A 17,366-nucleotide genomic window follows, 5' to 3' on the forward strand; every position below is an offset into this window, starting at 1 on the left:
CGTGGTGAGCGGTGAAGTGGCGTGCGGCGTGAGGGACTTGGACGGGTCAGGCCCGGGCGCGGCGGATGTCGATGTTGCCGAACTTGGTCCGGGCGCGGACCTCTACCGTTTCCTCGCTCTTCTCCGGGCTGTCGGAGGCGGTGAGCGTGTTGCGCACCTGTCCGTTGCCCGAGCCGGCGTCGAGCCAGGCGGCCGTGCCCTCGCGGATGCCGATGTCGATGGCGCCGTAGGAGGTCTCCAGCTGGACGGTGCCACGGGCCACGTCACCCACGCGCAGGGTGCCGTGGGCGGTGGTCGCGGTGACCGAGCTCTCGGCGCGCCGGATGTCGATGTCGCCGTTGGCGCAGCTCACCCGCAGATCGCCGATCGCGGTGCCGACGCTCGTGGAGCCGTGCGAGTTCTTCAGGACGGCCGGGCCGTCCACGACACCGACGCGCAGGCTGCCGGAGCTGGTGGTGATCTCGGCCAGGCCCTCGACCTGGTCCACGGTGATCGAGCCGTGCGACGCGGTCAGCTGGAGCGGGCCCGTCGAGTCCAGGCGGACGTCACCCGACGACGTCTTCACGCGGACCTCGCCGAGCCGGCCCTCGCCGAGCACCTGGGTCCAGGAGCCGGTCGTGTCGATGCGGGAGCCGGTCGGCAGCTCGACCGTCACGTCGACGCTGCCGGTGGGCCCGACGAGGTAGCGGCCCTTGGGCGTTTTGATGGTCAGCACGCCGTTCGCGTAGGTGACCTCGGTCTGCTCGGCGACCCGCACGTCCTTGTCCTTCTTCGGGTCGCGGGGCCGCGTCTCGACGACCGTGTCGAGGCGGTCGCTCGCGGAGAACTGGATGGAACCGGCGGCCACGTTGGCGATGACCGAGATCGGCTGGGGCGTGTCGAAAGAAGGCATGGCTGTCCCGTCCTCTTGGGTCTCAGGGTGAAGTTCCGGGTGAATTCGGGCGGGCGGGATGCGCGGTCAGCGCACCCAGCCCGTGAAGCTCTGTCCGACGGAGCGGGTGGTGCGGGTGGCTTGGCTGCTTCCCGGTGCGCGTGACGGGGTGCCGCCGTCGACCGCGGCCGACACGGCTCGGACCAGCCACGCGTTGACCGACAGGCCCTCTCGGCTCGCGGCCTCCTCGGCGCGCGTCTTGAGGTGGGCGGGCAGGCGCAGATTGACGCGGGCGGTGCCGCCGTCGTCTCCGTCGGCGGGCGCCGGGGCCGGCGCCTTGAGCGGCTCGGCGGGCCCGCTCCTGTCCTCGTACGTCTCCTCGGTCGCCGGCCGCGTCACGACGAAGTCCGGGTCGAGCCCGCGCAGTCGTACGTCGACCGAGCCGGGGGCGAGTTCAAGGGTGATCTCGTCCATCGCGGCGGAGAGCACGTTGAGCATCGTCAGGCGGGTCGCCGACTCCAGGGGGGCGGTGAGCCGCTCGGCCAGCTCGCGGGCTTCTTCGCCGCCGGCTTCGGCGGCCACCGCGAGTTCGCGGCGGAGGTTGTCGACATACGGCGTGAGGTCCATGACGCCATAGTGGCACCACTTTGGCGTCATGCGCAAGCGGGTGAGGGGGTTGATTGTGGGTCGGGGTTGGGCGAGTGGCTCTGACCTGCGAAAATGTAGTGACGTCGAATTGCGTCAAGGCGGTGCCACGTGGTGTCCCGTCCGTTCTGACGCCTCTGGTGGCACCACGTGGCGCCATATGGCACCACGTGGTGCCATCGGGTCCGTCCATGCCCGGGTGGCTGGTGCCCTTCCCCGGTTTCCTCGACTTCCCTTGCTTCCTCGGCTCGCCGAACAATCGGGTCGCCTGGACAAAAAAAGTTTTCGGTGGGACGGTGGGGTCATGTTGGACGTCACCGTGATCGAGGACCCCGCGGCAGCCGCGGTCTCCCTCGACCCGATCAGGGCCCGGCTGCTCGCGGAGCTGGCCGCCGGACCCGCATCCGCCGCGATGCTCGCCCCCAAGGTCGGCCTGCCGCGCCAGAAGGTGAACTACCACCTCAAGGCGCTGGAGAAGCACGGCCTGGTCGAGCTGGCGGGGGAGCGGCGCAAGGGCAATGTCACCGAGCGCCTCATGCGGGCCACGGCCGCCTCGTACGTGATCTCACCGGTCGCGCTCGGCGCCGTGCGGCCCGACCCGGACCGGGCCCGCGACCAGCTCTCCGCGCGCTGGCTGCTCGCCGTCGCGGCACGTCTCGTACAGGACGTGGGGGCGCTGCTCACCGGGGCCGCCAAGGCGAAGAAGCGCCTGGCCACCTACGCGCTCGACGGCGAGGTCAGGTTCGCGTCCGCCGCGGACCGGGCCGCATTCATCGAGGAACTGACCCAAGGGGTCGGCGCGCTCGTCCGCAAATACCACGACGGATCCGCCGAGGGCGGCCGCGACCACCGCGTGGTGATCGCCGTGCATCCCTCGGTGAAGGAACCGCAGCCCCGACCGCCCCTCGAAGACTGACCGCACCAAGGAGTCACCACCATGACGAACGAACCCAGGGAATTCGAGATCGCCCGCGAGTTCGAGGTCGACGCCACCCCCGAGCAGGTCTGGGAGGCGCTCACCTCGGGCACCGGCGGCTGGCTGTGGCCGATGGAGTACGAGCCCAAGGAGGGCGGCCGCGGCCCCCACGGCGCCACGATCACCGCCTGGGACCCGGAGCACCGGCTCACCGCCCGCTCGGACAACGCGGAAGCGCTGCCCCCGTTCCAGACCCTCAACCAGCTGGACCATGTCATCGAGGCCCGCGACGGCGGCACCCGCGCCTGGGTCCGCTACGTCCACAGCGGGATCTTCGTCGACAACTGGGACGAGTACTACGACGGCGCCGACAAGCACACCGACTTCTACCTGCACACGCTGCGCCAGTACCTGACGCACTTCGCGGGCCGACCCGTCGCCTTCGCCATGTTCGACGGGCCCGCCGGGTCGGCCGGCCCCGAGGCCCTCGCCGCCGTCGGCCGCGCCCTCGGTCTGCCCGACGACGCCGCCGAGGGCGCCAAGCTGCGCGTGCGGGGCCCCGGCGGCGAGAGCCTGGAAGCCGTACTCGACTACCGCAACCCGTCCTTCATCGGCCTGCGCACCGACGACGCCATGTACCGCTTCTTCGGCCGCGGCCGCTGGGGCGCGCCCGTCGGCATCGTCGTCCACGACTTTGCGCCGGACGCCGACGCCGCGCAGGACGAGGCGGCCTGGCGCGGCTGGCTGGACGGGGTCTTCGCCTGACGACCCCGCCCCGCCGGTCAACCCGCCGGTGCTGCGGACAGGCCCGCAGGCGCTACGGACGGAACCGCAGCACCTGCGGGTCGTGGTCGCTGATCTGGTCGTTGAACTCGCTGTTGACGTGCACGCTGTCGTACGCGAAGTCGTCGTGCCGGATCGAGGGGCTGATCAGGATCTGGTCGAGGACCTGGCTGTTGCCCTGGTAGTCGTACGTGTAACGCTCACTCTTCGGCAGGGACTTGATCGCCGACCACAGGGCGCCGCCGTCCTCGAGGCGCTGCGCCGTGCCGGAGAACTCGAAGTCGTTGATGTCGCCGAGTGTCACGACGTCGGCGTTCTTCTGCGCCTTCAGGATCTCCTTCACGAAGCCGTTCACCGCGTCCGCCTGCGCGTGGCGCTGGGTCTCCGAGCTGCGCGCCGGCGGCTGGTACTGCGCCGTCAGGCCCTGGTCGCCGCCCTTGGACGCGAAGTGGTTGGCGATGACGAAGACGGTCTTCCCGCGGAAGACGAACTCGCCCGCGAGCGGCTTGCGGCTGTTCTTCCACGCCTCGTCGGCCGGGGCGATCCGGCCCGGGGACGCGGTCAGCGCCGCCCGGCCGTGCGTCCGCGTCACGCCCACGGGGGTCGTGGAGTCGCCGCCCGCGCGGTCGGTGAACGAGACGCGCTCGGGGTTGAAGAGGAACACCTGGCGGATGTTGCCGCCGGGCTCGCCGCCGTCCTGGTCGTTGACCGGGTCGACGGAGCGCCAGTCGTACTTCGGGCCGCCGGCGGCGACGATCGCGTCGATCAGCTTGTTCACCGTGACGTCCGCGGCGACCGTGCCGTCGTCCTTCGCGCCGTTGTTGTCCTGGATCTCCTCCAGGGACACGACGTCGGGCGACTGGAGGTGGTCGACGATCGCGGCCGCGTGCGCGGCGAACGTGCCGTCGGCCGGGTCCAGGTTCTCGACGTTGTACGTGGCCACGGCCAGCTCGCCGCGCTTCTGCTTCCGCGTCGTCTCCCGCTCCAGGCCCCCCTTGTCCAGGGTGCCGAGCTCCCGCGCGACCAGCGTGTAACCGCCGAACTGGGTGTAGTCCAGGGGGCCTTCGGTCCGTCCGGCCAGGGTGTCCCCGACGTTCGCCGTGGGGAAGTCGGCGACCGTGCCGAGCGACTGGATCTGGAGGCGGCCCGTGTTCTGGGACCCGTACGAGCCGTAGACGGTGCCGCCGCGGCGTGTGGGGTTCTCGTGCGGCTTGACGGTCACCCACAGCTCGGCGTACGCGTCGGAGGCGGTGACGACACGGGAGGAGCCGACGCGTACGTTCATGCCCTCCAGGGACTCGTAGAGGTCCAGGGCGTACTTCGACGGGCGCAGCGGCAGCGCGTTGACCGAGCCGTTCGCCGCCGGGTCGCCGGCCGGGGCGTACGCGGCGGGCACCGACTTCGCGTCGATGACCGTGGCGGCCGGGAGCGCGTTCCCCGACGACACGACCGTGACCGTCGGCTTGGTGATCTCCGTGACGGACTGGTTGCCCGACGAGGCGCCGCCGGGGACGTACTCCGAGACCGTGCCCGAGACCGTCACCGCGTCGCCGGCGGCGGCCTTCGGGGCCGAGCTGGTGAAGACGAAGACACCCTCGCTGGTGGCGGGGTCGTCGTCGGGAGCCGTGTCCTGGATCCAGAAGCCCTTGGACGAACCGTAGGTTCTGACGCCCGTGACCACACCGGCCACGTCCGTGACCTGTTTCCCGGCCAGCGGGGAGGTCCGGGTCGCGCCCTGGATGTCATGGATGCGTATCGCGTCCGCGTGCGCGGGCGAGGTGAGGAAGACGGCGGAGACGGTGGAGCAGACGGCGGCGACGGTCAGCGCGGCGAGGCGCGACGAGTTCTTGCTCGGCAAGGGGTCCCTCCGGGGACGTGCGTGATGCGCCGGGACGAGGGTGGAGCGAACGGGCCGCTCCGTGCTCTTCTACGCGCGTAAATGTCTTGTGGAGCATGGGGAGTTGTCAAGGTTTCAGCGGTGTACGGTTCCTGACGGGTACATGAACCGGGCGGCATGCTGCCAAATCCGTCTAGGCTGAGCGGTCGCACAACACGTCCGGAGGAGAACAAGGCGATGTCAGACAGCTCCCCCCTGCCGCCGGCGAGGCTGCACTCCGAAGCGGAGCTCGCGCGCGACGCCCTCGCCACCCCGCTGCTCTCCCGCGCGGTGCGGCTCGCCCGCTGGGCGGGACCCACGACCCGGGTCGGCGCCGGCGGCGAACTCGTCGAGGAACAGCTGCCCGCCGCGGCGCTCGAACTCGGGCTCGCCGCCGATGCCGACGGGGCCGCGGACGCGAGCGAGGCCTGGCGGGTCGCGGTCGACACCGGGCTCGTGGAGATCGTGGACGAGGAGGAGGGCACCGTCGCCGCGGGCGAGGACCTCGCCGTCGTCGCCTCCGGCAGCCCGCAGGACATCCTCGCCCTCTGGCTCGGCGCCCTGGACGCCGCGCTCGCCGACGCGATCGTGCCGGACCTCGACGACCTCGTCGACGTCCTGGAGGAGACCGGCGAGGTCGACTTCTCGCAGCTCGACTGGGACCCCGAGGCGGAGGCCGAGTTCCTCGAGGGCGTCCTCGGCAACCTCTATCTCCTGACCGTCACCGAGAGCGGCGCGGGCGACGAGCCCGTCCCGCTGCCCGCCCTCGCCGCGTCGATGATCGTGCCCGACGACATGGGCGAGCCAACGGACGACGTCCTGGAGCAGGTGTCGGACGCGATGCTGAAGCTGGACGACCAGTTCCGGCTGCTCGTCCCGGTGGGGCTCGTCGAGTTCCAGCCGGTCGACGAGGCGCTGATGGCGGAGATCGAGGAGGGCGAAGGGGGCGCCGAGCCCGACGCCTTCGACGACTCGGACGTCACGCGGTACGGCATGGTGCGGCTCACCCCGCTCGGGCTCTACGGCGTCCGCGCGCGCATGATCGACGCCGGTCTCGACGCGCCGGTCGTCGGCGACCTCGCGGACAAGGGTGCGGACACGCTGCTCGACGGCACGTCGTCGTTCCCGCAGGCCGCGGCGCAGGCCGAGATCGAGCAGTGGCTCGCTCGGCGCCAACCGCTCGTGGCGGCACGGGAGTTGCTGGCCGCGGCGCGCGGCGCGGACGCCGGGGCGCCGCTGCGGCGGCTGCGCTGCCAGCAGGCGCTTTCCCTCGTGGGCGGCGAGGCGGAGCCGGCGCTCAGGGAGGTGCTCGACGACGCGGAGCTGGGCGGTCTCGCGCGGGTCTGGCTCGCCGAGCACGGGGCCGGCGACGTGCCCGCGCCGCCGGAGTCCCTGATCTTCTGGCTCACCGTCGACACGATCGCCGCGCAGCTCGCCCTCGAGGGCAACTCCGACGAACTCCGGGGCCTGGTCGAGGGCCTCGCGGCGCAGCACCGCGGGTTCTTCGCGGCGGCGTGGAAGGTGGACCACCCGGCGACGGCGGACGTCCTGGAGGCGATGGGACGTCTGCACCCCGACAAGAAGGTGGCCAAGGAGGCCCGCAAGGCGGCGTTCAAGGCGCGTTCCGCGCAGGGCGGCTAGCGGACGGCGACGCCGGGACAGGGAGGGGGCGGGGCGCGAGGGCGCCCCGCCCCCTTTCGTGTACGGCCCGTCCCGCCCACCCTCGGTCGTCCCGCCCGCCGACGACCGTGAACGTGTTCGCTCTGCCGGCGTCGTGCGGAGTTCAGCCCCCGTTCAGGCATGGCAGAGACCGTGTGGCCGAAACAGCATCAGCGCCCGCTCACCGCCACAGCCAACCGGTCACAGGAGACACCATGTCGCTCACCCGCAGGGACTTCACGAGACGCTCCGCCGCCACGGGCGCGGGCATCGCCCTGGCCGGCACCGTCGGCGCGCTCGCCACCGCTCCCGGTGCGCTGGCCGCCGAAGGTGAATACGAGGACGTCGCCGGCACCGAGGGTCACGAGGGCCACGACGGGCACCACCCCGGTGTCGGTTACGGCCCGCTCGCCGACGACCCGAAGGGCCTGCTCGCACTGCCCGCCGGATTCTCGTACCGCGTCATCACGTACACCGGCAGGACGACCCTGGAGTCGGGCGAGTCCACCCCGTCCAACCACGACGGCACCGCCACCTTCGAGGGTCCCCGCGGCGCCACGCTGCTCGTCAACAACCACGAGATCGGCGGCGCCCGCACCAAGGCGAAGTACCCGGTGCCGCTCGCCGAGGGACTCGTCTACGACCCGGCCGCCGCCGGTGGCTGCACCGTCGTCGAGGTCCGCCGCGACGGACAGGTCGCCGAGTGGGTCGGCATCGCCGGCACCGCCACCAACTGCGCGGGCGGGCGCACCCCTTGGGACACCTGGCTGACCTGCGAGGAGACCGAGGACAAGGCCGGCGCCAACGGCATGACCAAGGACCACGGCTACGTCTTCGAGGTCGACCCCGCGGACCGCCGCGCGAACCGCGAGCCGAAGCCCATCAAGGCCTTCGGCCGGTACGCGCACGAGGCCGTCGTCATCGACCCCAAGCGCGGCCACGCCTACCTCACCGAGGACGCGTCCGGGCCCAACGGCCTGCTCTACCGCTGGACCCCGCCGAAGGGCTTCCACCACGGCCGCGGCAAGCTGCGCACGCTCGCCGACGACGCGGGCGTCCTCCAGGCCACCAGGTGCTTCGACTCCGGCGGCCGTTTCGTCGACGACCTGTCGCGCGCCACCCAGATCGGCACGGTCTACGGCGTCGACTGGGTCGACGTGCCCGACCGCGACGCCAGGACCGTCTCCGTGCGCAAGCAGTTCGCCGACGGTGAGGTCACCCGCGCCCGCAAGCTCGAAGGCATGTGGTGGGCCGACGGCGGGACGTACATCGTCTCCTCGTTCGCCCGTGAGGAGAGCCCCGTCCAGCACGACGGACAGGTCTGGTTCTACGACCCCAAGCGCCGCACCCTGACGCTCAAGGTCCTGCTCGGCGTGAACGCCGACCCGTCCAAGGACGGCGCCTTCGACGGCCCGGACAACATCACGGTCTCCCCGTACGGCGGCCTCGTCATCGCCGAGGACGGCAACGGCATCCAGCACCTGTTCGGCGCGACCGACAGCGGACGCACGTACCCGATCGCGCGCAACGAACTGAACATCGGCACCGAACAGGAGCCCGAGTACAGCGAGTTCACCGGCGTCACGTTCTCGCCCGACGGCCGGACCCTCTACGCCAACATCCAGACCCCGGGCATCATGCTCGCCATCACGGGACCGTGGAAGCGCCAGCGCTCCAACTGAGCACCCTCACCCTCCGGCCGGCGCGCACACACACCTGTCGTGCGCGTCGGCCGCGGTCGTTCCCGGGTCAGTCCTGCTCCTCCGCCGACAGCCGCTCCGCGAGCGACTCCTCGTGCACATGGATGAGGGCCGCGACCTCTTCCTGCTCCCACCAGGGATACGGGGTCGCCCGCGCGACGCACCACGCCAGGACCTCGGGGACCGTCGGACGGGCGTACGGGGACTTGGCCAGGCAGCGGGCGAGGAATGCCTCCCACTCCTGGTCCGGGACGCCGACGAGGTCCGGCGGCTCGTGGAGTGTGCGGTGGATGACGTGCGGGGCGTTGCCCGCGCCGTGCGGATTGCGGCCCGTCGCGCAGAGGCCGAGCAGCGCGCCGAGCGCGAACACGTCCGCGGGCGTGCCGGCCGGGACGGCGTGGGTGATCTGCTCGGGCGCCATGAAGCCGGGGGAGCCGACCGGTTCGGCGGCCGGTTCGCCGGTGCCGGGTGTCCCGCCGCCCGGGACCGCCGCCTTCGCGACACCGAAGTCGATGACCTTGGGCCCGGCCGGCGTCACGACGACGTTCGCCGGCTTGAGATCGCCGTGCACGAGTCCCGTCGCGTGGATCGCCGTGAGCGCCCCGGCGAGCGAAGCGCCGATCGCGGCCAGAGCCCCCGGGTCCGGGAGGCCGAGCGCCGCCACCGCCTCGGACAGCGAGGGGCCCACGCAGAACTCGGCCGCGAGCCAGGGCATCGCCGCCTCGGGATCGGCGTCGAGCACGGCCGCCGTGAAGGGCCCCCGCACGGCCCGCGCAGCCTCCGTCTCCCACCGGTACCGCGCCCTGAACAGCGGCTCGGCCGCGAGAGGTTCCCGCACCGTCCTGACCACCACGACCTGGCCCGCGGGGGAGCGCGCCAGGTGGGCGGTCCCCGTGCCGCTGTCCCCGAGCTGACTGACGAGGCGGTAATCCGCGAGACGCACCATGGAACGCCATCCTCCTGTACGGCTTCGAACAGCGGTACCGCGGCTCGCCGTCGGCGGGCAGGGACGCCCGGAAGACCCGGGCCGCCGAGAGCCGCCGACGATCACTGCGACGCCGGGCAGCCACCGGGGGGTTCCCGCGAACGTCGTTGGTATCTAACATTTCAGTTCATGGCGGCCATCCGACGGGTGCAGCGCACCCTCCTCAGAGACCAGGCGTGCACCGCGATCCGTGACGCCATCGTCGGCGGGGACATCGCGCCCGGCGCGGTCGTGCGTGACGCGGATCTCGCCGAACTCCTCGGCCTGTCCCGCGCGCCCGTCCGCGCGGCGTTCTCACGGCTCGTGGACGAGGGGCTCCTGGAGACCAAGCCGCAGAGCCACACCAGGGTCACCCCCCTGGTGGCGGCCGACGTCCGGGACGCGGCCGCCGTCGTACGCGCCATGCACGAACTCGCCGTCCGCACCGCCGTGCCCCGGCTCACCCGCGCCGACACCGACGCGATGCGCGAGGCCAACCGGCGGTTCGCCGCCGCCGTCGCGGCCGGTGACGTGGACGCGGCCCTGCGCGCGGACGACGAGCTGCACGGCGTCCCGGTCCGCGTCTCGGGCAACCGCGCCGCGGCGGACACCGTCGCCCGGTACACGCCCCTCATCCGCCGCCTGGAGCGGCGCCGCTTCGGCCAGGGCGCCGCGTGCGGCTCCGCCGAGCCGCACGCCCGCCTCATCGACGCCTGTGCCGCGGGGGACGTGACGGGCGCGGTACGGATCACGACGGAGATCTGGCGCGTACTGGAGGAACTGGCCGACGAGGAGGCGTAGCCGGCCGGCACACACGGCGGGTCCCCGCACCCGCGACCCCGAAACCGACCCCGGGAGGTCCCGTGACGATCGACGCGTACGAGCGCTACCCCCTGCTCTTCGGCCCCTCGCCCGTGCACCCGCTGGACCGGCTCACCGCGCACCTCGGCGGCGCCGCCCTCTGGGCCAAGCGGGAGGACTGCAACTCCGGGATCGCCTACGGCGGGAACAAGACCCGCAAGCTGGAGTACCTGGTCGCGGACGCGCTCGCGCAGGGCTGCGACACGCTGGTGTCGATCGGCGGGGTGCAGTCCAACCACACCCGCCAGGTCGCGGCCGTCGCGGCCCGCGCGGGACTCAAGTGCGTGCTCGTGCAGGAGAGTTGGGTCGAGTGGCCCGACTCCGTCTACGACAAGGTCGGCAACATTCTCATCTCCCGGCTCGCGGGCGCGGACGTGCGCCTGGTGCGGGCCGGGTTCGGCATCGGCGTCAAGGAGAGCTGGGAGCAGGCGGTCCGCGAGGTGGAGGAGGCGGGCGGCCGCCCGTACGCGATCCCCGCCGGGTGCTCCGAACACCGCCTCGGCGGCCTGGGTTTCGCCCAGTGGGCCTTCGAACTGGCCGAGCAGGAACGGGAGCTGGACATCTTCTTCGACACCGTCGTGGTCTGCTCGGTCACCGGGTCCACCCAGGCGGGGATGATCGCGGGATGCGCGGCGCTCGTCGAGTCCGGCGGCCGCCCCCGCCGCATCCTCGGTGTCGACGCCTCCGCCGAGCCGGACCGCACCCGCGAGCAGATCCTGCGGATCGCCCGGGGCACGGCCCGGCTCATCGGCGTACGGAGGGAGCTGACGGAGGACGACGTCGAGCTCGACGAGCGCTATCACGCGGGGACGTACGGGGTCCCCGACGAGATCACCCTCGACGCGATGCGGCTGGCGGCCCGCACCGAGGGCATGGTGACCGATCCCGTGTACGAGGGAAAGTCGATGGCCGGGATGATCGACCTGGTGGCCCGGGGAGAGGTCGGCCCCGACGCGACCGTCCTGTACGCCCACCTCGGCGGCCAGCCCGCCCTGAACGGCTACAGCGCGTTGTTCCAGTGATCTGCGTCGCTGCAAAAAGCCCGTTCCGGAGGCGCTCAGGCGCAGGTGAGCGCAGGTCGCGAGGGGTGTTCCACGGACATCGTCACCGAAGTGTGAGGACGTAGGCGTGGTGTCCGCGGGTGCGCGGGGCGCATACTCGTTGAATGACAAGGCCCCCCAGTACGCGCCGCCACCTTCCGGGCAGCCCCTTCAACGTTCCGGCAAAGCCCGCTCCGCCGGTCGAGCAGTTCGCCGTGGGCGACCGCGTTTCCCATGATCAGTACGGCCTCGGCAGGATCATCGGGGTCGAGGGCGACGAAGCCGTGCTCATCGACTTCGCCGGGCAGCAGGGCCGATTCCTGAGCCCGTTCTCCAAGCTGTCCAAGCTCTGACGTATCCGACGCTTCGGAACCGGCGCCCTGGATTCGGGGGTCGTGTCCACGGCTTCGGAGGCTGACGCCATGAGGCGGTCGGCAGCGCGGGTTTCCGTGCCGTCGGCCGCCTCTGCCGTGTCCGCCCGTCACCCCTCGTGACGTCCCGGATCCCGGCGGCAACCCCTCGCTCCCATGAGAGAGGGGTTGCCGTCCTCGGGGAGCCCGCGCCGGGCCGTTCTCAGAGCGCCTGCGCCGCCGGCTTGACCATGCCGCGTACCGTCCGGGACTTCACGAAGTCGCCCATGGCCGTCATGTCCCACTCGCCGGAGAACTGGCGGATCAGCTTCGCCATCATCACGCCCGTCTGCGCCTCCGCGTTCGTCAGGTCGAAGCGGACCAGCTCCTCGCCCGTCGCCGCGTCGATGAGGCGGCAGTACGCCTTGGCGACCTCGGTGAACTTCTGGCCCGAGAACGAGTTCACCGTGAACACCAGGCCCGTCACCTCCTGCGGGAGCCGGCCCAGGTCGACGACGATCACCTCGTCGTCCCCGCCGCCCTCGCCCGTGAGGTTGTCGCCGGAGTGCTTGATCGCGCCGTTCACGATCGAGAGCTTGCCGAAGTAGCAGCTGTCCACGTGATTGCGCTGGGGGCCGAAGGCGATGACCGACGCGTCCAGGTCGATGTCCTTGCCGCGGAACGCGGGCTCCCAGCCGAGACCCATCTTGACCTGCGAGAGCAGCGGCTGCCCGCCCTTGACCAGGGACACCGTCTGGTTCTTCTGGAGGCTGACGCGCCCCTTGTCCAGATTGATCTTCCCGGCGCCGGGAGCGGGGGCCGCGGGCGCGGCGGCCGGGACCGCCGGGGCCGGCGCGGGCGGCGCCACGCGCGGGTCGACCGGGGGAGTCGTCGGCGCGGGCATGGCCTGCACGGGCTGTGCGGGCTGCGCCGGGGCCGGGGCCGCGGGCTCCTCGACGCTCACGCCGAAGTCCGTGGCGATGCCCGCCAGGCCGTTCGCATAGCCCTGGCCCACCGCGCGCACCTTCCAGGCGCCGTTGCGCAGGTAGATCTCGACGACCACGAGGGCCGTCTCGGTGCCGAGCTGCGGCGGAGTGAACGTGGCGAGCACGGAGCCGTCGTCGACGCCCCTGATCGTGGCCGTGGGCTCGATGCCCTGGAAGGTCTGGCCGGCCGCGTCCGGGCTCGCGGTGACGACGATCTTCTCGATGCCCGGCGGCACGGCGGCCGTGTCCACCACGATCGCGTCCGGTGCCGTGCCGCCGCCCGAGCGGTAGGTCACGCCCGGGCCCGAGGGCTGGTTGTAGAAGATGAAGTCGTCGTCGGAACGCACCTTGCCGTCGGCGGTGAGCAGCAGGCCCGAGACGTCGAGCCGCACGGGGGCGGCGACGTCCACCGCCACGCGGGCGGTGGACAGCGGGATGTTCGAGCCGGGGGTCATAGCGGTCATGCCGGGGTAACGAGCGATACCGCTTTGCCGTTCCCTTACCTGCCGATGACTTCGCACTGATGGCTCACGGCACCACCACGATCTTGCGCCCCACCCCGGACGCGAACTGGTCGAGCGCCTGCGGATACGCGTCGAGGGGCAGTCGGTCGCTGATGAACACGTCCGGGTCGAGGACACCGCCCGCGAACAGCTCGGCGGCCCGCTCGTAGCTGTGCAGGACGGCCATCGAGCCGGTGATGGTGATCTCCTGGTTGTAGATCCGGTACGGGTCGATGGACACGCGCGTGGCGTAGTCCGCGACGCCGAACTGGAGGAACGTCCCCGCCTTCGCGACCCGCTCGAGTCCGTCCTGGATCGCGCCCGCGTTGCCCGTCGCGTCGATGACGACGTCCCAGCCCTGCGGACGGTCGAGCTCGTCCGCGTTCGCCCCGGAGCCCGAGACACCCAGCTTCCGGGCGGTGGCGAGCCGGTCCGCGTTCAGGTCCACGACGTCGACGCTCGCGGCGCCGGTCCGCTTGGCGAGCTCCAGCATCATCAGGCCCATCGTCCCGGAGCCGTAGATCAGGACATGGGAGCCGAGGCGTGAGTTCAGCACGTCGTAGCCGCGCACGGCGCACGACAGGGGCTCGATGAGGGCCGCGTCCTCGGTGCGGACATGGTCGGGGAGGCGTACGCAGTTGGCCACGGGCGCGACGGCGTACCGGGCGGCGCCGCCCGCGGTGGTGACGCCGATCGCGGCCCACCGCTCACAGAGGTTGTTGTGGCCCGAGCGGCAGTAGCGGCACTCGTAGCAGTAGAGGGAAGGGTCGACGGCGACGCGGTCGCCGATCGACACCTCGCGCACGTCACGCCCGAGGCCGACGACCACGCCCGCGAACTCATGACCGGGCACCACCGGCAGGGTCGGCGCGAACTCGCCCTGGAGGATGTGCAGATCGGTGCCGCACAGCCCGCACGCCGCGACCTCCACGACGACGTCGCGCGGCCCCGGCGTGGGGTCGGGGACCTCCGTGACCACTGCCTTGCCGACGGACTCGATGACGGCGGCCTTCATTTCACAGCTCCCAACGACAGGCCCTGGACCAGTTTGTCCTGGGCGGTGAATCCCGCGGCGAGTACCGGCAGGGAGATCACGAGGGACGCGGCGCACACCTTGGCCAGGAACAGGCCCTGGCTCGTGATGAAGCCGGTCAGGAAGACGGGCGCGGTCTGCGCGACGACACCGCTGAGCACGCGCGCGAAGAGGAGTTCGTTCCAGCTGAAGATGAAACAGATCAGTGCCGTCGCGGCGATGCCCGGCAGGGCGATGGGGGCCACCACGCGCGCGAGGAGGGTCGGCAGACGCGCCCCGTCGATCCGCGCGGCCTCGATGACCGCGATCGGCACCTCGGCGAGGAACGACTGCATCATCCACACGGCGATCGGCAGGTTCATCGACGTGTAGAGGATGACCAGGAGCCAGATGTTGTCGAGCATCCCGGTGTTCTTGGCGAACAGGTAGATCGGCAGGAGGCCCGCAACGGCGGGGAGCATCTTCGTCGACAGGAAGAAGAACAGGACGTCGGTCCACTTCTTCACGGGCCGGATCGACAGCGCGTACGCGGCCGGCAGGGCCAGGACCAGGACGAGCAGCGTCGAGGCGAGCGACGCCACCGTCGAGTTGACGAGCGCGGGCCACGGGCTCGCGCCGCCCGTCGTGCCGAAGAAGTCGCGGTAGCCGTCGAGGGTGAGGGACGCCGCGAACGAGGGCGGGTTGGTGGCGGCGCTCTCCTCCGAGTGGAAGGACGTCAGCACCATCCAGGCGATGGGCAGGAAGAACAGGATGCCGGCGAGCCAGGCGACGAGCCCGAGCCCTTTCACACGCGGTGGACGGAGATTCATGCGCGCGACGCCTCCTCGCGGAACAGCGACGACACCACGCGCAGCGCGAACGTCGCGATGATGATCGAGCCGATGACGACCAGGACGCCGGCGGCCGACGCGAGGCCGTTCTCGTGGGCCTGGTAGAAGCTCTGGTAGACGGTGTACGGCAGGTTGGCGGTGCCGAGGCCGCCCGAGGTGATCGTGAAGACGGCGTCGAAGTTCTGCACGATGTACACCGAGCCGAGCAGGGCGCCCAGTTCGAGGTAGCGGCGCAGGTGGGGCAGCGTCAGATACCGGAAGACCTGCCAGCCGCCCGCGCCGTCCATCCGGGCCGCCTCGATGAGTTCGGGGGAGCGCGACTGGAGGCCCGCGAGCAGGATCAGCATCATGAAGGGCGTCCACTGCCACACCAGGGCCGTCTCGACGGCGAGCAGCGGGGTGTTGGAGATCCAGTCGGGCTGAGGGCCGCCGACGTAGTGCAGCAGGCCGTTGAGGAGCCCGTACTCGGGGTTGTACAGGACGTGCTTCCACAGCAGCGCGGCAGCGACGGGAACCAGCAGGAACGGCGCGATGAGGAGCGTGCGCACGAGGCCGCGGCCGCGGAACCTCCGGTCGAGGAGCAGCGCGAGGCCGAGTCCGACGACCAGGCTCACGATGACGACCGTCGCGGTCAGCAGGATCGTCGTCAGGACGGACCTGCGCAGGTCCGGGTCGGTGAGCACCTCGCCGTAGTTGGCGAACCAGGTGAAGCGGCGGGCGTCCGGATACAGGGCGTTCCAGTCGAAGAACGAGATCACCAGCGTCGCCACGAAGGGCAGCTGGGTCACCACGATCATGAACACGAGGGCGGGCAGGAGCGGGGCCCTGGTGGCCCATGCGCGCAGCCGGCCGGGGGACTTGGCGGTGCCCACGCGCGCGTGGGCGACGGGAACAGTCGTGGTCGCGGTCATCGTCCCTCGTACTCCTTCGCGATCTCGTCGGCGAGCTTCTGGGACTTCCTCAGGGCCGTGTCGACCGACTGGCGTCCGGCGATGGCCGCGCTGATCTCCTGCGAGACCTTGGTGCCGAGATCGGTGAACTCGGGGATGCCGACGAACTGGATGCCGGGCGCGGGCCGCGGCTGGACGCCCGGGTCGCGGGGGCGGGCCCCTTCGATGGCGGCGCGCGTCACGTCCTGGAAGGCGGCGGCCTCCTTGCGGTACTCCGGGTTGGTGTACGTCGAGGCGCGCTTCCCGGCCGGCACGTTCGACCAGCCGATCTCGTTGCCGACCAGGTTCTCGTAGCCCTTGCCCGACGCCCAGGAGACGAACTTCCACGCCTTGTCGGGGTTGCGGGAGGCGTTCTGGACGCCCCAGGCCCACGTGTAGAGCCAGCCCGAGCTCTCCGTTCTGTCGACCGGCGCGGGTACGTAGCCGATCTTGCCCTTGACCGGGGACTTCGCCGATTCGAGCGAACCGGCGGCGGCCGTGGCGTCGTACCACATGGCGGTCTTGCCCTGGGTGAGGTTGTTGAGACACTCCGCGTAGCCGGACTGGGCCGCTCCGGACTCGCCGTGCTCGCGGACGAGGTCCACGTAGAAGCGGGTCGCCTTCTCGAACCCGGGCGAGGTGAGCCGCGCCTTCCAGTCCTTGTCGAACCAGGTGCCTCCGAAGGTGTTCACCACCGTCGTCAGCGGCGCCATGAGCTCGCCCCAGCCGGGCAGGCCGCGCAGGCAGATGCCCTTCATCCCGGGCTCGGCGCCGTCCGCCTTCGCGGCGAGGTCGGCGACCTGCCGCCAGGTGGGGTGCGCGGGCATGCGCAGGCCCTTCCTGGCGAAGACGTCCTTGCGGTACATGAGGAAGGACGACTCGCCGTAGAACGGCTGGCCGTAGAGCTTCCCGTCGTCCCCGGTGAGCGACTCGCGCATCGGTTCGAGGATGTCCCGCTCGTCGTACGCCGTGTCCTTGCGCGCGTACGAACCGAGTTCGTGCAGCCAGCCGTTGCGGGCGTAGATCGGTATCTCGTAGTTGCTCAGCGTGGCGACGTCGTACTGGCCCGCCTGGTTGGCGAAGTCCTGGCTGATCTTGTCGCGGACGTCGTTCTCCGGCAGGACGGTGAAGTTCACCTTGATGCCGGTCTCCTTGGTGAAGTGCGCGGCGGTCAGCTTCTGCAGCTCGGTCATCTGCGGGTTGTTCACCATCAGGACGTTGATGGAGTCACCGCCCGAGCCGGTCCCGCCGGCACCGGCCCAGCAACCGGAGAGCAGCGGGGCGAGCAGCGTCCCTGCGGCGGCCGCGGCGCACAGCGCGCGCGGCCTCCGTCGGCTCTGGGTTCGCATGAATGCTCCTGAACGTATATGGCGAAAAGGGAGAAAAGGGGTACGCCGAGGTGTGCGGAACCCGCTGGCGT

General features: G+C 71.3%; 16 protein-coding genes. 7 read left to right on the forward strand and 9 right to left on the reverse strand.

Translation table 11 applies throughout. From position 1 onward, the window contains the following. Positions 1 to 46: 46 nt before the first annotated feature. Together OHO83_RS33110 and OHO83_RS33115 are read right to left on the reverse strand one after the other, a co-directional pair. Positions 47 to 892: a DUF4097 family beta strand repeat-containing protein gene (locus tag OHO83_RS33110; RefSeq protein WP_266669211.1), complete on the reverse strand. Its 846-nt coding sequence runs from the start codon at positions 890 to 892 to the stop codon at positions 47 to 49. A gap of 66 nt (positions 893 to 958) precedes the next feature. Then, complete coding sequence (locus OHO83_RS33115) at positions 959 to 1,498, reverse strand: hypothetical protein (RefSeq protein ID WP_266669209.1); 540 nt, start codon at positions 1,496 to 1,498, stop codon at positions 959 to 961. A 322-nt stretch (positions 1,499 to 1,820) separates the two neighbouring features. On the opposite strand from OHO83_RS33115, the gene OHO83_RS33120 reads away from it, so the two are divergent. Further along, on the forward strand, positions 1,821 to 2,432 hold the full coding sequence (locus OHO83_RS33120) for an ArsR/SmtB family transcription factor (protein ID WP_266669207.1): 612 nt from the start codon (positions 1,821 to 1,823) through the stop codon (positions 2,430 to 2,432). A 21-nt stretch (positions 2,433 to 2,453) separates the two neighbouring features. Beyond that, positions 2,454 to 3,197: an SRPBCC family protein gene (locus OHO83_RS33125; RefSeq protein WP_330280145.1), complete on the forward strand. Its 744-nt coding sequence runs from the start codon at positions 2,454 to 2,456 to the stop codon at positions 3,195 to 3,197. 52 nt (positions 3,198 to 3,249) lie between these two features. On the opposite strand, the gene OHO83_RS33130 is transcribed toward OHO83_RS33125, so the two are convergent. After that, positions 3,250 to 5,073, reverse strand: a complete 1,824-nt coding sequence (locus OHO83_RS33130) for an endonuclease/exonuclease/phosphatase family protein (protein ID WP_330280146.1) — start codon at positions 5,071 to 5,073, stop codon at positions 3,250 to 3,252. Positions 5,074 to 5,289: 216 nt separating this feature from the next. On the opposite strand from OHO83_RS33130, the gene OHO83_RS33135 reads away from it, so the two are divergent. Both OHO83_RS33135 and OHO83_RS33140 read left to right on the forward strand, forming a co-directional pair. Next, positions 5,290 to 6,732 (forward strand): hypothetical protein, encoded by a 1,443-nt coding sequence (locus tag OHO83_RS33135; RefSeq protein WP_330280147.1) that lies wholly within the window; start codon positions 5,290 to 5,292, stop codon positions 6,730 to 6,732. A 233-nt stretch (positions 6,733 to 6,965) separates the two neighbouring features. Then, positions 6,966 to 8,432, forward strand: coding sequence for an alkaline phosphatase PhoX (locus OHO83_RS33140; protein ID WP_330280148.1), 1,467 nt, complete (start codon positions 6,966 to 6,968; stop codon positions 8,430 to 8,432). Between the two features lie 67 nt (positions 8,433 to 8,499). Here the strand turns inward: OHO83_RS33140 and OHO83_RS33145 are convergent, their stop codons facing one another. Further along, on the reverse strand, positions 8,500 to 9,396 hold the full coding sequence (locus OHO83_RS33145) for a serine/threonine-protein kinase (RefSeq protein ID WP_330280149.1): 897 nt from the start codon (positions 9,394 to 9,396) through the stop codon (positions 8,500 to 8,502). Positions 9,397 to 9,564: 168 nt separating this feature from the next. Here OHO83_RS33145 and OHO83_RS33150 point away from each other — a divergent pair, with 168 nt between their 5' ends. The 3 genes from OHO83_RS33150 to OHO83_RS33160 all read left to right on the forward strand — a co-directional run bounded on the left by OHO83_RS33150 (position 9,565) and on the right by OHO83_RS33160 (position 11,668). Then, positions 9,565 to 10,215, forward strand: coding sequence for a GntR family transcriptional regulator (locus tag OHO83_RS33150; protein WP_266669195.1), 651 nt, complete (start codon positions 9,565 to 9,567; stop codon positions 10,213 to 10,215). 62 nt (positions 10,216 to 10,277) lie between these two features. After that, positions 10,278 to 11,297: a 1-aminocyclopropane-1-carboxylate deaminase gene (locus OHO83_RS33155; protein WP_330280150.1), complete on the forward strand. Its 1,020-nt coding sequence runs from the start codon at positions 10,278 to 10,280 to the stop codon at positions 11,295 to 11,297. Between the two features lie 143 nt (positions 11,298 to 11,440). After that, complete coding sequence (locus tag OHO83_RS33160; RefSeq protein ID WP_116502770.1) at positions 11,441 to 11,668, forward strand: CarD family transcriptional regulator; 228 nt, start codon at positions 11,441 to 11,443, stop codon at positions 11,666 to 11,668. Between the two features lie 220 nt (positions 11,669 to 11,888). On the opposite strand, the gene OHO83_RS33165 is transcribed toward OHO83_RS33160, so the two are convergent. The 5 genes from OHO83_RS33165 to OHO83_RS33185 all read right to left on the reverse strand — a co-directional run bounded on the left by OHO83_RS33165 (position 11,889) and on the right by OHO83_RS33185 (position 17,295). After that, the gene (locus OHO83_RS33165; RefSeq protein ID WP_330280816.1) at positions 11,889 to 13,106 is read right to left on the reverse strand and encodes a TerD family protein; all 1,218 of its coding nucleotides are present in this window, start codon (positions 13,104 to 13,106) and stop codon (positions 11,889 to 11,891) included. Between the two features lie 73 nt (positions 13,107 to 13,179). Then, a complete protein-coding gene (locus OHO83_RS33170; RefSeq protein WP_266669191.1) occupies positions 13,180 to 14,169 on the reverse strand; it encodes a zinc-dependent alcohol dehydrogenase family protein in 990 nt (329 codons plus the stop codon). Continuing rightward, positions 14,166 to 14,996 carry a carbohydrate ABC transporter permease gene (locus OHO83_RS33175; protein ID WP_330280151.1) on the reverse strand — a complete coding sequence of 277 codons (831 nt, stop codon included), beginning with the start codon at positions 14,994 to 14,996 and terminating at the stop codon, positions 14,166 to 14,168. Before OHO83_RS33175 ends, OHO83_RS33170 begins: the two co-directional genes overlap by 4 nt. After that, on the reverse strand, positions 14,993 to 15,928 hold the full coding sequence (locus OHO83_RS33180; protein WP_266669187.1) for a carbohydrate ABC transporter permease: 936 nt from the start codon (positions 15,926 to 15,928) through the stop codon (positions 14,993 to 14,995). Before OHO83_RS33180 ends, OHO83_RS33175 begins: the two co-directional genes overlap by 4 nt. Then, positions 15,925 to 17,295 (reverse strand): ABC transporter substrate-binding protein, encoded by a 1,371-nt coding sequence (locus tag OHO83_RS33185; protein WP_330280152.1) that lies wholly within the window; start codon positions 17,293 to 17,295, stop codon positions 15,925 to 15,927. The genes OHO83_RS33180 and OHO83_RS33185 overlap by 4 nt, the downstream gene beginning before the upstream one ends. Between the last annotated feature and the right edge of the window lie 71 nt (positions 17,296 to 17,366).

Source organism: Streptomyces sp. NBC_00569, from assembly GCF_036345255.1.
Taxonomy (GTDB): domain Bacteria; phylum Actinomycetota; class Actinomycetes; order Streptomycetales; family Streptomycetaceae; genus Streptomyces.